16 protein-coding genes and 1 tRNA gene are annotated in these 12,888 nt (G+C 68.6%); 12 read left to right on the forward strand and 5 right to left on the reverse strand.

Annotated elements, in window-relative coordinates; genetic code table 11:
• Positions 1–31: 31 nt before the first annotated feature.
• Genes ACQCO7_RS20580 through ACQCO7_RS20590 form a run of 3 tightly spaced genes read right to left on the reverse strand, consistent with a single transcriptional unit; the run spans position 32 to position 3,121 of the window.
• Positions 32–499, reverse strand: a complete 468-nt coding sequence (locus ACQCO7_RS20580) for a cupin domain-containing protein (RefSeq protein ID WP_464073235.1) — start codon at positions 497–499, stop codon at positions 32–34.
• The gene (locus ACQCO7_RS20585; RefSeq protein ID WP_464073236.1) at positions 496–1,071 is read right to left on the reverse strand and encodes a GNAT family N-acetyltransferase; all 576 of its coding nucleotides are present in this window, start codon (positions 1,069–1,071) and stop codon (positions 496–498) included. Before ACQCO7_RS20585 ends, ACQCO7_RS20580 begins: the two co-directional genes overlap by 4 nt.
• Positions 1,058–3,121: a penicillin acylase family protein gene (locus ACQCO7_RS20590; RefSeq protein WP_464073237.1), complete on the reverse strand. Its 2,064-nt coding sequence runs from the start codon at positions 3,119–3,121 to the stop codon at positions 1,058–1,060. The genes ACQCO7_RS20585 and ACQCO7_RS20590 overlap by 14 nt, the downstream gene beginning before the upstream one ends.
• A 70-nt stretch (positions 3,122–3,191) precedes the next feature.
• On the opposite strand from ACQCO7_RS20590, the gene ACQCO7_RS20595 reads away from it, so the two are divergent.
• From ACQCO7_RS20595 to ACQCO7_RS20605, 3 genes are all read left to right on the forward strand, one after another.
• Positions 3,192–3,887 carry a siderophore-interacting protein gene (locus tag ACQCO7_RS20595; protein WP_464073238.1) on the forward strand — a complete coding sequence of 232 codons (696 nt, stop codon included), beginning with the start codon at positions 3,192–3,194 and terminating at the stop codon, positions 3,885–3,887.
• Positions 3,888–3,911: 24 nt separating this feature from the next.
• Positions 3,912–4,490 carry an HhH-GPD-type base excision DNA repair protein gene (locus ACQCO7_RS20600; protein WP_464073239.1) on the forward strand — a complete coding sequence of 193 codons (579 nt, stop codon included), beginning with the start codon at positions 3,912–3,914 and terminating at the stop codon, positions 4,488–4,490.
• Positions 4,491–4,725: 235 nt separating this feature from the next.
• Positions 4,726–4,929: a hypothetical protein gene (locus ACQCO7_RS20605; protein ID WP_464073240.1), complete on the forward strand. Its 204-nt coding sequence runs from the start codon at positions 4,726–4,728 to the stop codon at positions 4,927–4,929.
• A gap of 221 nt (positions 4,930–5,150) precedes the next feature.
• Here the strand turns inward: ACQCO7_RS20605 and ACQCO7_RS20610 are convergent, their stop codons facing one another.
• Positions 5,151–6,692, reverse strand: coding sequence for a helicase HerA-like domain-containing protein (locus ACQCO7_RS20610; protein WP_464073241.1), 1,542 nt, complete (start codon positions 6,690–6,692; stop codon positions 5,151–5,153).
• 106 nt (positions 6,693–6,798) lie between these two features.
• Here ACQCO7_RS20610 and ACQCO7_RS20615 point away from each other — a divergent pair, with 106 nt between their 5' ends.
• A complete protein-coding gene (locus tag ACQCO7_RS20615; RefSeq protein ID WP_010352268.1) occupies positions 6,799–7,095 on the forward strand; it encodes a type II toxin-antitoxin system VapB family antitoxin in 297 nt (98 codons plus the stop codon).
• A gap of 135 nt (positions 7,096–7,230) precedes the next feature.
• On the forward strand, positions 7,231–7,848 hold the full coding sequence (locus ACQCO7_RS20620) for a LytR C-terminal domain-containing protein (protein WP_464077251.1): 618 nt from the start codon (positions 7,231–7,233) through the stop codon (positions 7,846–7,848).
• Between the two features lie 84 nt (positions 7,849–7,932).
• On the opposite strand, the gene upp is transcribed toward ACQCO7_RS20620, so the two are convergent.
• Positions 7,933–8,568, reverse strand: coding sequence for a uracil phosphoribosyltransferase (gene upp, locus ACQCO7_RS20625; RefSeq protein ID WP_409118696.1), 636 nt, complete (start codon positions 8,566–8,568; stop codon positions 7,933–7,935).
• 360 nt (positions 8,569–8,928) lie between these two features.
• On the opposite strand from upp, the gene ACQCO7_RS20630 reads away from it, so the two are divergent.
• From ACQCO7_RS20630 to ACQCO7_RS20660, 7 genes are all read left to right on the forward strand, one after another.
• Positions 8,929–9,441, forward strand: a complete 513-nt coding sequence (locus ACQCO7_RS20630) for a tRNA adenosine deaminase-associated protein (RefSeq protein ID WP_464073242.1) — start codon at positions 8,929–8,931, stop codon at positions 9,439–9,441.
• Between the two features lie 35 nt (positions 9,442–9,476).
• Positions 9,477–9,902 carry a tRNA adenosine(34) deaminase TadA gene (gene tadA / locus ACQCO7_RS20635; RefSeq protein ID WP_464073243.1) on the forward strand — a complete coding sequence of 142 codons (426 nt, stop codon included), beginning with the start codon at positions 9,477–9,479 and terminating at the stop codon, positions 9,900–9,902.
• Positions 9,903–9,946: 44 nt separating this feature from the next.
• Positions 9,947–10,031 (forward strand) — tRNA-Ser (locus ACQCO7_RS20640).
• A gap of 160 nt (positions 10,032–10,191) precedes the next feature.
• The gene (locus ACQCO7_RS20645) at positions 10,192–10,368 is read left to right on the forward strand and encodes a hypothetical protein (protein WP_010352277.1); all 177 of its coding nucleotides are present in this window, start codon (positions 10,192–10,194) and stop codon (positions 10,366–10,368) included.
• A gap of 26 nt (positions 10,369–10,394) precedes the next feature.
• Positions 10,395–10,688: a Dabb family protein gene (locus ACQCO7_RS20650; protein WP_464073244.1), complete on the forward strand. Its 294-nt coding sequence runs from the start codon at positions 10,395–10,397 to the stop codon at positions 10,686–10,688.
• Between the two features lie 127 nt (positions 10,689–10,815).
• A complete protein-coding gene (locus ACQCO7_RS20655) occupies positions 10,816–11,658 on the forward strand; it encodes an RNA polymerase sigma factor SigF (RefSeq protein ID WP_464073245.1) in 843 nt (280 codons plus the stop codon).
• 285 nt (positions 11,659–11,943) lie between these two features.
• Positions 11,944–12,861: an RNA polymerase sigma factor SigF gene (locus ACQCO7_RS20660; protein WP_010352280.1), complete on the forward strand. Its 918-nt coding sequence runs from the start codon at positions 11,944–11,946 to the stop codon at positions 12,859–12,861.
• Positions 12,862–12,888: the final 27 nt, after the last annotated feature.

The following is a 12,888-nucleotide window of genomic DNA, read 5'->3' on the forward strand; positions in this document are numbered from 1 at the left end:
GCTCACCTCTTGCCCCACCGGCAATCCCCCCTTACCTCCTGCACAACCCCGCAATACGCTCCGCTTGAGATGGGTAACGCTCCGTGAGCGGCCCGAGTTCCCCGTGCTCGTACTCCTCATAGGTGAATCCCGGCGCCATCGTGCACCCGAAGAACGTCCACCCGCCGGCCGGCCGCGCGCCCATCCACGTGCGCGCGGGCACAGTGAGCTGGACGGCCTGCCCGCCGAGGAGGTCGGGCCCCAGCACCGCCGTACGCGCCGAGCCGTCCTCGGCGAGGAGCAGCATCTCCAGGGGCGCGCCGAGGTAGTGGTGCCAGGTCTCGTCGTGGGGGAGGCGGTGGAGGGCCGAGTAGTCGTCGGCCTTCAGGAGTACGACGATGGCGGTGCCGGAGGGGCGGCCGTCCGGTGTCGGCGGGCCGGTCCAGGTGCGGTGGAAGAGGCCGCCCTCGCGGGGGATCGGTTGCAGGGAGTAGTGGGAGATCAGCTCGTCCGGAGTCACCCGGGGAACGCTACCTCCCGGGTGAGGAACGCCAGTTGGGCCTTCTTCGCGGGCATGTGGACGTCCGGGAGGTCGACTTCGGGGAGCGTGACGACCGGGCCCGGGGTGAAGCCCTGGCGGAGGAAGCGGGCGACGGCCTTCTCGTTGCGCAGGTCGGGGTCGACGACGACCCGGCGGTGGCCGAGAGTGCGGAAGACGTACGCCGCGTACGTCCCCAACAGGGCCGCCGACCAGCCCGGTCGGCGTTCGCCGGGTGCCAGCAGGACGTGTACGCCCGCGTCCCCCGGCTCGACGTCGTAGCACTCGCCGACCCGGTCCGCCGCCGGGTCGTACAGCTGGAGGAGCGCCACCGGGGCGCCGTCCAGCTCGGCGAGGAAGGCGTGGTGGGTGGTCAGGGTCGCCATGTGGGCGTAGATCTCGGTGACTTGGGGTTCGGTGAGGCCGTTCATGCCCCAGAACCCGGCGCGTTGAGCGGTGACCCAGGGGTGGATCGTGCGGGCGTCCGCCTCGGGGTCGAGGGGGCGGATCCGGACGGTGCCGAAGCCGGGGACGGGCTGTTCATGGACGTACATCGTGCTCCTTGTGCAAGCGGTTCCAGTCGGTTTCCACGGGGGCCAGATCTCCCTTGAGCCACAAGGGAAGTTGGGCGCCGTGCGGGACGATCCACCGGCTGCGGCGCCGGTCGGCGAGGTCCCACACGTACCGCGCCACCGGCCCCCGCACTGCGCGGTCCGTGACGCCGGGGATCGCGGTGGTGCACAGCACGCAGTCGTGGTCGCCGGAGAGCGGGGGCGGGTCGTACGTGTCGTCCGGCAGCGCGCGCCAGGGGGTGAGGCGGTGAGTGTCGCCCCACTGCGCGGGTGGGCGCCTGGCCACGGTCTCCAGGGCTTCCCGTACGGCGGTGTCGCGGTCGATTCCGTACAACTCCTCGGCGCGCAGCAGGTGTTCGAGGGCGAAGCCGATCCGGGGGGTGAGGGCGAGCCAGGGGAGGAGGACGTCGGGGTAGGCGGGCGGGGTCGTGAGGGCGGCGAAGGCGGGGTGGGCGGCGAGGGTGCGGACGACCTCGCCGCGGAGGGCGGCGTACGACGCGGCGTCCGTGCTGGTCGCGTCCATGCGGCGGTTCCAGCGCAGCAGGCGGTTCCTCAGGGTCTCCGCTTCCGGGGTGAGGTCCTTCAGTGCCGCCGCTCTGTCCAACAGGGGTTCCGCCGAGGCGAGTTGGGTGTCCATGTGGATCGTGCCGATCTCCTCGGGCGTCCACTTCTCGCGTTCCTGGAGGAGGTTCCTGATGCGGTCCGCTCGGTGCGCGGGGGCGAACTCGACGCCCAACTCCCCTGCCGGGCCCCGCTGGTTGGCCATCACCGCGATGCCGTCGGTCAGTTCGGCGCGGGGCGTCCCGTGCCAGCCCGTCCACTCGTGGCCCGGTTCCCAGGCCGGGACCAGGCGGACGCGGTTCGCCTGCGCGCGGATCGGGACCCGGCCCGCGACCCTGTGCAGGGTGCCTCCGGCGGTGTCGGCGGCCTGGACGACGTTCACGGGTTCGCGCCAGGTGTCGAGGGCGGCGTCCACGTCGTCCACGTCGCGGGCCCTCAGCAGTTTGAGGAGCGTCTCGAATCCCAACTCCCCCGTCACGCGCGGCGGACAGCGCAGGCTCAGCGCCAACGGGGTCGCGTCGTCCAGCCCTTCGGGGCCACCGGCGATCACCGGGCCCCGGGGGGTCTCCAACACCTCGATCTCCACGGGGGGTTCGCCCGCGACCTCGATCAGTTCCGTGTGCCGGTGGACCCGGCGCCACACCCCGTCCGGGTCCAGCGCCTCCACGCCGGCGCCGGTCCGCCGCAGCCGTTCCTTGTACAGGTCCTGGTAATCGGCCATCGCGTTCGTGATCGCCCAGGCGACGGTCCCCGTGTGCCCGAAGTGCGCGATCCCTGGAACGCCGGGCACCGCGAGCCCGACCACGTCGAACTCGTCGCAGGCGAGCCGGACTTGCTGGTAGATGCCGGGTTCCTCGATGAAGCGGTGCGGATCACCGGCGATCAGCGCACCGCCGCTGACCGTCCGACTCCCGTCCAGCAGCCAGCCGTTGCTCCCCGAGGTGGCCGGGCCGTCGGTGGCGAACAGGGGGACGGCGTCGGGGCCGAGATGGCGTATCGCCTCCTCGCGCCAGAGCTTGGCGGGGAAACCGGCGAAGAGGATGTGGACGGAGAGCCAGATGGCCAGGGGGGTCCAGGGTGACCAGAGGCCGGGGGCGAGGCCGACGCGTTCGAACTCGGGGGCGGGGTAATGAGGTTGAGCAGAGGGTGAAACAACTTCCCCAACCCCCAACCCCTCATTGACCCCCTCCACATACGCCCGCACCCACCCCGCCGTCTCCGGGTCCCTCTTCTCCAGTCCCTCGAAGCATCTTCGGGCCGTGTCCGTCAGCCTCGCGCGCCGCGCGAACTTGTCCCACGACAGCGCCTCCGCGCCCAGGAACGCCGCCGAGGTGCCCTCCGCCCGGTGGCGTTCCACCTCCAGTTGCCAGGCGCGGTCTCGGGCCGTGACCAGGCCCTGTGCGTGGGCCAGCGCTGCTGTCGTGGCCTCGCGGAGGTGGGGGACGCCGAAAGCGTCGCGGTACGTGGTCATTCTGTGCCGCCCCTTGATTTTAGGTTAGCCTTGCCTAAGTTGAGCAGCGTACGGGAGAGGTGGAGGCGGTATGGCGCAGGGGCGGGGCTGGGAAGGTGCGGTTCTGAAGCTCATGCGGGCCAGGGACTTCACCCTCACGGTGACGGCGAACGAGCAGGTCAGCGCGGAGTACCGGCGGATCGGGGTCACGGACGGCGGGCTGCTCGCCGCGAACCCCGTGCATCCGACCATGTGGGTGCGGCTGTGGTTCCAGAACGCCGGGCGGCCCCATCAGCGGGCGTACACGCTGGTCGATCCCGACCCGGAGAGCGGTACGTTCGCGTTGGAGTTCGCGCTGCATGAGGGCGCCGCCAGCGACTGGGCTCGCGGGGTCGAGGTCGGGGGCACGATCGAGGCGACCGTCCAGGGGACCGGGTTCGAGAGTCCCGTACCCGCGCCCACCCACATCCTCGCGATCGGCGATCCCGCGTCGCTGCCCGCGATCAACTCCCTGCTGGACTCGATGAGTTCCGTGCCGGCCACGGTGTGGTTCGAGGGCGGGGAAGGCGAGTTGCCGGTCCGGCACGGGGTGCGGCGGGTGCCGCGTGGGGAGTTGGTCGAGCGGGTTCGGCGGGAGTTGCCGGAGGTGCTGGCCGGGGCGGAGGCGCCGTACGTGTGGATCGCGTGCGACACCCGTACGACTCGGACGCTCTCCGCGTACGTCCGTAAGGAACTCGGCGTCTCCAAAGAGCGCGTCCATGCGCTCGGGTACTGGCGCGCGGGGTGACCTCTTCGGCGGGATCATCTGGGTATGGACGTCACTCTGCATCTTGCGCAGGATTCCGAGGCCGATGAACTGCTCGGGCGGTCGGCTCTGGCGGCGCTGGTGGGGATGCTGCTGGATCAGCAAGTGCCGATGGAGTGGGCCTTCAAGGGGCCTCGGACCATCGCGGATCGGCTGGGGGTCGATGATCTCGATGCGCGGGAGATCGCCGGGATGGATCCTGAGCGGTTCGCTGCGCTGCTTTCCGAGAAGCCTGCGGTGCATCGGTATCCCGGGTCCATGGCCAAGCGGGTTCAGCAGCTGTGTCAGTTCCTTGTCGAGCACTATGACGGGGACGCGGAGGGGGTGTGGGCCGGAGTGGGGAGTGGGGGTGAGTTGTTGAAGCGGCTGGAGGGGTTGCCGGGGTTCGGGAAGCAGAAGGCTCAGATTTTTCTGGCGTTGTTGGGTAAGCAGGTGGGGGTTCGGCCGAAGGGGTGGCGGGAGGCTGCGGGGAGTTATGGGGAGGCCAAGGTTTTCAGGTCTGTCGCGGATATTACTGACGAGGACTCTTTGGCCAGAGTTCGGGCATATAAGCAGGAAAAGAAGCGGGCTGCCAAAGAGGGTTGAGTTCACAGTGCGGACCGTATGTGGCTGGTCGCGCAGTTCCCCGCGCCCCTAAATGCCCTTTGCGCTCCCCCGAATGGGTTGAATCCGTGTTCCTTACGACTCGACCCCCGCGCGCCTTGGGCATCCCCCTTGTGTGAGTGGTGCACGGCTTCTTTCTCGATCGCGGCTCTGGCTGCGGGCGTTGGTCGTGGTGCTCGCGCTCCTGGTGCCCGGGGAAGCCTGCACGGTTCCCTGTGTGGCCATGGCTGTCGAAAGTGTCGAGTACGAAGTTGTCGACAGCGGACTCAGACCGTCGGCGGCGCGTGTCGTGACGGTGTTGCGGCCGGCGGCGGTTCAGAAAGTGGCCGTCGAATCGTTTGACAAGGCGCCGGGATTTTTCATCGACACCCCGGCGACTTTCGGTATTTCCTCCGTGCGTTGTGTCGTTCTGCGGTGCTGATGAGAGCGGTGTGAAGAACCCCCCTCATCCCTCACTCAGAGCTAGGAAACACAGCCATGCCCACAGATCCTTATGCGGTCCTGCGTGCACTGTTGCGCGCGGAAGCTCGGCGTACGGCGCCCACGGAGAAGCGGACGGAAAACGAGCAGCAGCCCCAGTCCCAGGCTGAGCAGAGCCGCTAGCTGAAAAGGTGGCGGACCGAAAGGAACCGGTCCGCCACCTCACCGCCTTCTCCTCGCCGTACCGAAGAGGGACCGCGTGATTTCCCGGCCCAGTTGCGTACCGATCGACCGCGCCAGGGATTTGAACATGCCGCTGCCTACGACCTGTTCCACCATCGACGACTGGCGCTCCTCCCGCTCACGAGGAACCTCCGTCTTCTCCGCCGGACGCCGCTGGAGTTTCTCGTAAGCCGATTCTCTGTCCACAGCCTGTGCATAACGTTCGTGGAGCGGGGACGCCGTCACCGCCTGGTCCAGGACGCCCGCGTCGATCGGCCCCATCAGCGACTCCGGCGCCCGAAGTCGCGTCGCCGCAACGGGCGTCGGCGCACCCTTCTCGCTCAGGACGGTCACGACCGCCTCCCCCGTTCCCAGCGACGTCAGAAGTTCCTCAAGGTCGTACGCGGAATTCGGGAACGTCTTGACGGTCGCTTTCAGCGCTTTCTGGTCGTCCGGGGTGAATGCGCGCAATGCGTGCTGGACGCGGTTGCCGAGCTGGGCGAGAACGTCGGCGGGAACGTCCTTCGGCGTCTGCGTGACGAAGAAAACGCCGACCCCTTTTGAGCGGATGAGGCGGACGGTCTGGGTGATGGAGTCGAGGAACGCCTTCGAGGCGCCGTTGAAGAGGAGGTGCGCCTCGTCGAAGAAGAAGACGAGTCTGGGTTTCTCCGCGTCACCGATCTCCGGGAGGTCGTGGAAGAGGTCGGCCAGCAGCCACATCAGGAATGTGGAGAAGAGTTGCGGTTTGTCCTGGATCGCCGGGAGTTCCAGGACCGACACGATTCCCCGGCCGTCGGGGGACAGCCGTAGGAAATCGGCCGTGTCGAATTCGGGTTCGCCGAAGAAGTCGGACATGCCCTGCGCCTCGAAGGCGGTCAGGGAACGCAGGATCACTCCCGCCGTCGCCGTAGAAAGGCCGCCGATCGTTGTCAGTTCCGCCTTGCCCTCGTCGGACGTGAGGAAGGCGACCACCGCGCGGAGGTCCTTGAGGTCGAGGAGTTCGAGGCCCTTCGTGTCGGCGTAGTGGAAGATCAGGCCGAGGGACTGCTCCTGGGTCGGGTTGAGCTGGAGGACCTTGGAGAGCAGGACCGGGCCGAAGCTGGTGATGGTGGCGCGTACGGGGATGCCGTGGCCGATGCCGCCGAGGGCGTAGAAGTCGGCGGGGAAACCGGCGGGGCTCCAGCTCTGGCCCACTTCGGCCGCCCTGGCCCGCACTTTCTCGCCCGCCTCGCCGGGTGCCGAGATGCCCGACAGGTCGCCCTTCACGTCCGCGAGGAAGACCGGGACCCCCTGCGCCGAGAGCTGTTCCGCGATCAACTGGAGCGTCTTCGTCTTGCCGGTGCCCGTCGCGCCCGCAACCAGGCCGTGGCGGTTGAGGACGGGCAGCGGGATACGTACGGGGGCCTCGGGGTGGGGCGTGTTCTCCCAGAGGAGGGCGCCGAGGTCGAGCGCGGGGCCCGTGAAGGCGTACCCGGCCGCGATCTCCGTGACCTCGGCCGGGGTCGGCCCGTTCGCGCCCGTCGGCTGCGGCTGCGTACTCATCGCCTGTCCCTCGTTCCCGGTTTGCCTCGGTACATGACGTTATTTGCAGCGTCGCACTCCGTCGCCGTGGCTGCGCCCGGAAGGTCTGGGCCGGTAGGCTTTCCGTGTGATCTTCAAGCGCATCGGAAACGGCCGGCCGTACCCCGACCACGGCCGGGAGAGCACCCGGCAGTGGGCGGACGTCGCACCGCGCCCGGTCCGCCTCGATCAGCTCGTGACCACGAAGCAGCAGCTCGATCTGGAGACCCTGCTCGCGGAGGACTCGACGTTCTACGGCGACCTCTTCGCGCACGTCGTGAAGTGGCAGGGCGATCTGTATCTGGAGGACGGGCTGCACCGGGCGGTGCGGGCCGCGCTTCAGCAGCGGCAGGTGCTGCATGCGCGGGTGCTCGAACTGGAGTGACGTCCACCCGTGGGTGGCCTCGTTGCCCCTTTCGGGTGCAATCCATGCGACCGGGCGGTGTCGGATGATCGTTTATTCGTCATGGGCGCGCTGGAGCACTACGCTGCGCCCATGAGCATGCTGACTCCCCCCGGCATGGGCGGCAAGTACCGCATCACAGGCGACAAGTACCCGCGCATGCGGCGATCTCGGCGGCGAGGTCGGCTCGTTGTGGGCGTCGTCGCGTGCGGAGCCGTGCTCGGGGTTGCGGGGTGGGGGACCATGCAGCTCGTGGATGTCTTCACCGGTGGTGGTGGGACGGCGTCCGCGGCGTCCCGGTCCGGCGACTGTGCGCCCAAGAAGGCGGTTCCCACTACGGCCGCTGTGGTGCTTCCCAAGCCTGCGCAGATCACTGTGAACGTCTTCAACGCGACCACCCGTAGTGGGCTCGCCAAGACCACCGCTGATGAGTTGAAGAAGCGGGGGTTCAAGGTGGGGCAGGTCGGGAACGCGCCTGCGCAGTTCGACAAGAAGGTTGCGGGGACCGGGGTGTTGGTGGGATTGCCTGCCGCGTCCGGGACTTCGCTGTCCGTACTCGGGGTTCAACTGCCGGGTGCTCAGCGGCGGATGGACGCGGCCCGGAAGGACGCGTCCGTCGACCTCGTCATCGGGAACGGGTTCAAGACGCTGGCTGCGCCGGGCGATGCGACCAAGGCTCTCGCTGTGTTGAGCGCGCCTAAGGCCGCCAACGAGGGTGCCAAGAAGGGTTGTTGAGCGGGTGCGGGTGCGTTGTGGCTTGTCGCGCAGTTCCCCGCGCCCCTAAAGAACCACAACGCCCCCTGCCCTGAGAAGGAACCGCTACTCCGCCGCGCCGTACAGGCGATCCCCCGCGTCTCCCAACCCCGGCACGATGTACCCCTGTTCGTTCAAGTGGTCGTCCACCGCTGCCGTCACCACCGTCACCGGTGCGCCCGCCAGTTCGCGTTCCATGACCTCGACGCCCTCGGGGGCCGCGAGCAGGACGACCGCCGTCACGTCGTCCGCGCCCCGGCGGATCAGTTCGCGGATCGCCGCGACCAGGGTGCCGCCCGTGGCCAGCATCGGGTCCAGGACGTACACCTGGCGGCCCGAGAGGTCCTCGGGCATCCGGGTGGCGTACGTGGACGCCTCCAGGGTCTCCTCGTTGCGGATCATGCCGAGGAAGCCGACCTCCGCCGTGGGCAGGAGGCGGACCATGCCGTCGAGCATGCCGAGGCCCGCGCGGAGGATCGGTACGACGAGGGGGCGGGGGTAGGACAGCTTCACGCCGGTCGTCTCGGTGACCGGGGTGACGATGTCGACCTGTTCCGTACGGACGTCCCGGGTCGCCTCGTAGGCGAGGAGGGTGACCAGTTCGTCGGCGAGGCGGCGGAAGGTCGCCGAGTCCGTGCGCTGGTCGCGGAGCGTGGTGAGCTTGTGAGCGACCAGAGGGTGGTCGACGACGTGGAGACGCATACGTCCAGATTAACCGGGCACGCATCCGGGTCGCTCTGGCGTCGGACCCCCTTCGTACCCCCCTTCGCATGCCTGAGGTAAAGATCACCGCCGTCTCTCCGTCCTCAAGCCCCGCCCGTGCTCTGCCAGATGGCAAAGCCGCGTACGATCCGCTGTTGGCGGAAGCGAGTGCGCTGGTGGGGTCGTGGGGATCCGCGATCAAAATGCCGGACACAGGGTGCCGAAGACGTCCCCTGGAGCCCTTGTTTCTGCCACGATTTCGAGTGGGTGGGGCTCGGGGCCGACGCCTCTGGACCACCTGAAGACCTCCGCCGGGGGGACCCCCAACCGGCACACCTTTGACCAGCTGGGAGAGTCACGGTGTACTTCGCCGCACTGCTCGCGCGCACCGAAGACGGGTGGGAAGCGAGCGACACAGAGCTCGACGACGTGGAAACCCTGTCGGATCTGGCCGACCTGGCCCGCGAGTCGTCCGTGGACGACGACACGGTCCTGGTCCTGATCGAGCAGGAGGACGCCTGGTTCAGCGTCGTCCGCGTGGACGGCGAGGACGATCCCCGCGTCTACGTCTCGGACGCCGCGGTGGCCGCCCGCAGTTCGTACGGCGAGGTCCTGCTCGCCGACCTGCTCGCCAAGGATTCCGCCGACGACCTGGACGCGCTGGACCTGGACGGCACCGAGGACGGCGAACAGGACGAGGGCTCCGACGAGGAGCCGGCCGGCGAGGCCGTCCCGCACGGCCCGGTCGGCGACCCGCGTCTCCTCGACGACCTCGGCATCTCGGAGAAGCGGCTCCAGTCCTTCGACCGCGACGCGCTCGGCGAGATCGCGGACGCGCTCGGCGCGACGGAGATGCTGGAAGCCGTCCGCTGACCCCCGACCCCGTACGCGACCCCTGGCACCCCGCGATGCGGCTCGCCCTCGCCGAGGCGGAGCGAGCCGGTCCGGACGTCCCCGTCGGGGCGGTCGTCCTCGGTCCGGACGGTACGACGGTGCTGGCCGCCGCGCACAACGAGCGTGAGGCGACCGGCGATCCGACCGCGCACGCGGAGGTGCTGGCGCTGCGCCGGGCGGCGTCGGCGCTGGGTGCGTGGCGGCTCGTCGACTGCACGCTCGTCGTGACCCTCGAACCGTGCGTGATGTGTGCCGGCGCGCTGGTGCAGTCCCGTGTCGACCGGGTGGTCTACGGCGCGCGGGACGACAAGGCGGGTGCCGCCGGTTCGGTCTGGGACGTCGTACGGGACCGGCGTCTCAACCATCGTCCCGAGGTGATCGGCGAGGTCCTCGCGGGGGCCTGCGCGGCCCTCCTGACCAGCTTCTTCCGTGACCGCTGATACCGATTTCCGACCAGCCGACCCGGTGCGGTAAGGTCTCTCTCGGTAGCGTGTCCGAGCGGCCGAAGGAGCTCGCCTCGAAAGCGAGTGTGGCGCAAGTCACCGAGGGTTCAAATCCCTCCGCTACCGCTCGTGAATGAAGGGCCTCGCCGATACGGCGGGGCCCTTCGAGTGTGTTGAGAACTTGGTCAAATCCCGTGCCCTGTACGGTCAATACGATGAAATGCTTGGCGCGAAAGCTACACTCGCGCCCGGTAGCCAGGGGGATCCAAGTCGCAGGGGAGGCGCGGTGGCGGTGCAGGCCAAGAAGATCGCCGTCTACGTGCTCGTCGTGTTCGTGCTGTACGTGATCATCACGGACCCGGCCAGGGCGGCGGACTACGTCCAGCTAGGGTTCGAGGGCATATCCAACGCGGCGAAGGCCATCGGGGACTTCTTCACGTGGCTCGCCGACGGGGCCAAGTAGCCGCTCTGCCTTCATGGGAGCGTCCGATGATCCGCCACCTGGTCCTGTTCAAGCTCAACGACGGTGTCACGCGCGAGGACGAGCGCGTGGTGGCCGGGGAGGCCGCGTTCCGGGCGCTGCCGGGGCAGATCGAGGACGTCGAGTTCTGGGAGCTCGGCTGGAACCTCTCGGACCGGCCGATCGCGTACGACTTCGCGATCAACTCGTCGTTCGCGGACGCTCAGGCGTTGAAGCGGTACGCCGAGCACCCCGCGCACCAGGCCGGGGTGGCGCTGTGGCGTGAGTTCGCGACGTGGGTCGTGGCGGACTACGAATTCTGAGATTTCGGGGTTTAGGAGCTAACTCTCCCCTTCCATCCCTCAACACGGCGTTATGCGGTGCTTGCACACAGTGGTGATGTCTTGTGATGCTATGACCGCTTTTGACGGATGAACGGCGGATGAAGAGGTGGCGTTGCCCGTGTCGGCCAGTACTGCGCCACCCCAACCGGATGAGGAAACGGTTCCGGAGCTCTCCGAGAGACAGCGCCGGGGCGCGGACACCCGGGCCCTGACGACCGTCCTCTTCGGCCAGCTCAAGGAGTTGCCGCCGGGTACGCCGGAGCACCGCCGGGTGCGTACGGCGCTCATCGAGGCGAACCTCCCGCTCGTGCGCTACGCCGCCGCGCGCTTTCGCTCCCGCAACGAACCGATGGAGGACGTCGTCCAGGTCGGGACGATCGGTCTGATCAACGCGATCGACCGCTTCGACCCCGACCGGGGCGTCCAGTTCCCGACGTTCGCGATGCCGACGGTCGTCGGCGAGATCAAGCGGTACTTCCGCGACAACGTGCGCACCGTCCACGTACCCCGCCGCCTCCACGAGCTGTGGGTGCAGGTCAACGGCGCGACGGAGGATCTGACCACCGCGTACGGCCGTACCCCCACGACCGCCGAGATCGCCGAGCGGCTGCGGATCGGGGAGGACGAGGTGCTGTCCTGCATCGAGGCCGGCCGCTCGTACCACGCGACCTCCCTGGAGGCCGCGCAGGAGGGCGACGGGCTGCCGGGGCTGCTGGACCGGATCGGGTACGAGGATCCCGCGCTGGACGGCGTCGAGCACCGCGACCTCGTACGGCACCTGCTCGTGCAGCTGCCGGAGCGGGAGCAGCGGATTCTGCTGCTGCGTTACTACAGCAATCTGACCCAGTCGCAGATCAGCGCCGAACTGGGGGTCTCGCAGATGCACGTGTCCCGGCTGCTCGCCCGGTCCTTCCAGCGGCTGCGGTCCGCGAACCGGATCGAGGCGTAGATCCTCCCGGTTGCGGGAATCGTAAGCAGGATCGATACGTCACCGTCGCGAGCGAATCGTCCCTCCGGCCCTTTTGGGGCCGATTCGGGCTGAGACCTCGTCATACACCGTCTGTGCAGGGGTGTTTCGTCAGTCACATGTCGACATGTCACTACAGCGTGTTGCCGACATGTGACATTCTGCCGGAAGCGCGTTTGCCGAGGCTTCGGCTCCGGTATTCAGGTGAAGGCCGACGTTCCACCCGGAGCGCCAGCCCCGACCGTCCCGCGACCCAAAGGGGGTGGCATGTCCGCAGACCAGGGCAGCTCGAAGGTGCTCACGCTCGAGAAGAGCGCGTCCGCGCCCGCCGTGCCCGCCGAGCCGGACCCGCTCGACGACGTCACGGCCGACGTCCCGGCACTCACCGCCGGACCGGCTCCGGCGCTTCCCGCCCCCACGGAGGCGATCGACACCCGGACCCTGTCCCGCTCCCTGTTCCTGCGGCTCGCCGCGCTCGACGAGGACAGCCCCGAGCGTCCGTACGTCCGTGACACGCTGATCGAACTCAACCTCCCGCTCGTCCGGTACGCGGCTGCTCGCTTCCGGTCCCGCAACGAGCCGATGGAGGACATCGTCCAGGTCGGCACGATCGGGCTCATCAAGGCGATCGACCGGTTCGACTGTGAGCGCGGGGTCGAGTTCCCGACCTTCGCGATGCCTACCGTCGTCGGCGAGATCAAGCGGTTCTTCCGGGACACGTCCTGGTCCGTGCGGGTGCCTCGGCGCCTTCAGGAGCTGCGACTTGCTCTGACCAAGGCCAGCGACGAGCTGTCCCAGCGGCTCGATCGGTCCCCCACCGTGCCTGAACTCGCCGCGGTTCTGGGGGTGTCGGAGGAGGACGTCGTCGACGGGCTCGCCGTCGGCAACGCGTACACGGCTTCGTCTCTCGACTCGCCCGCTCCCGAAGACGACGGTGGCGAAGGGTCGTTGGCGGATCGGCTGGGGTACGAGGACACGGCGCTTGAGGGCGTCGAGTACCGGGAGTCCCTGAAGCCGCTGCTCGCGAAGCTGCCGCCCCGTGAGCGCCGGATCATCATGCTGCGGTTCTTCGCGAACATGACTCAGTCGCAGATCGGGGAAGAGGTCGGGATCTCGCAGATGCACGTCTCGCGGTTGCTCACGCGGACGTTGGCTCAGCTGCGGGACGGTCTCATCTCCGACTGACGTTCTTTTGCAGGGCAGTTGGCCGCC

Source organism: Streptomyces saintjeani (assembly GCF_055409605.1).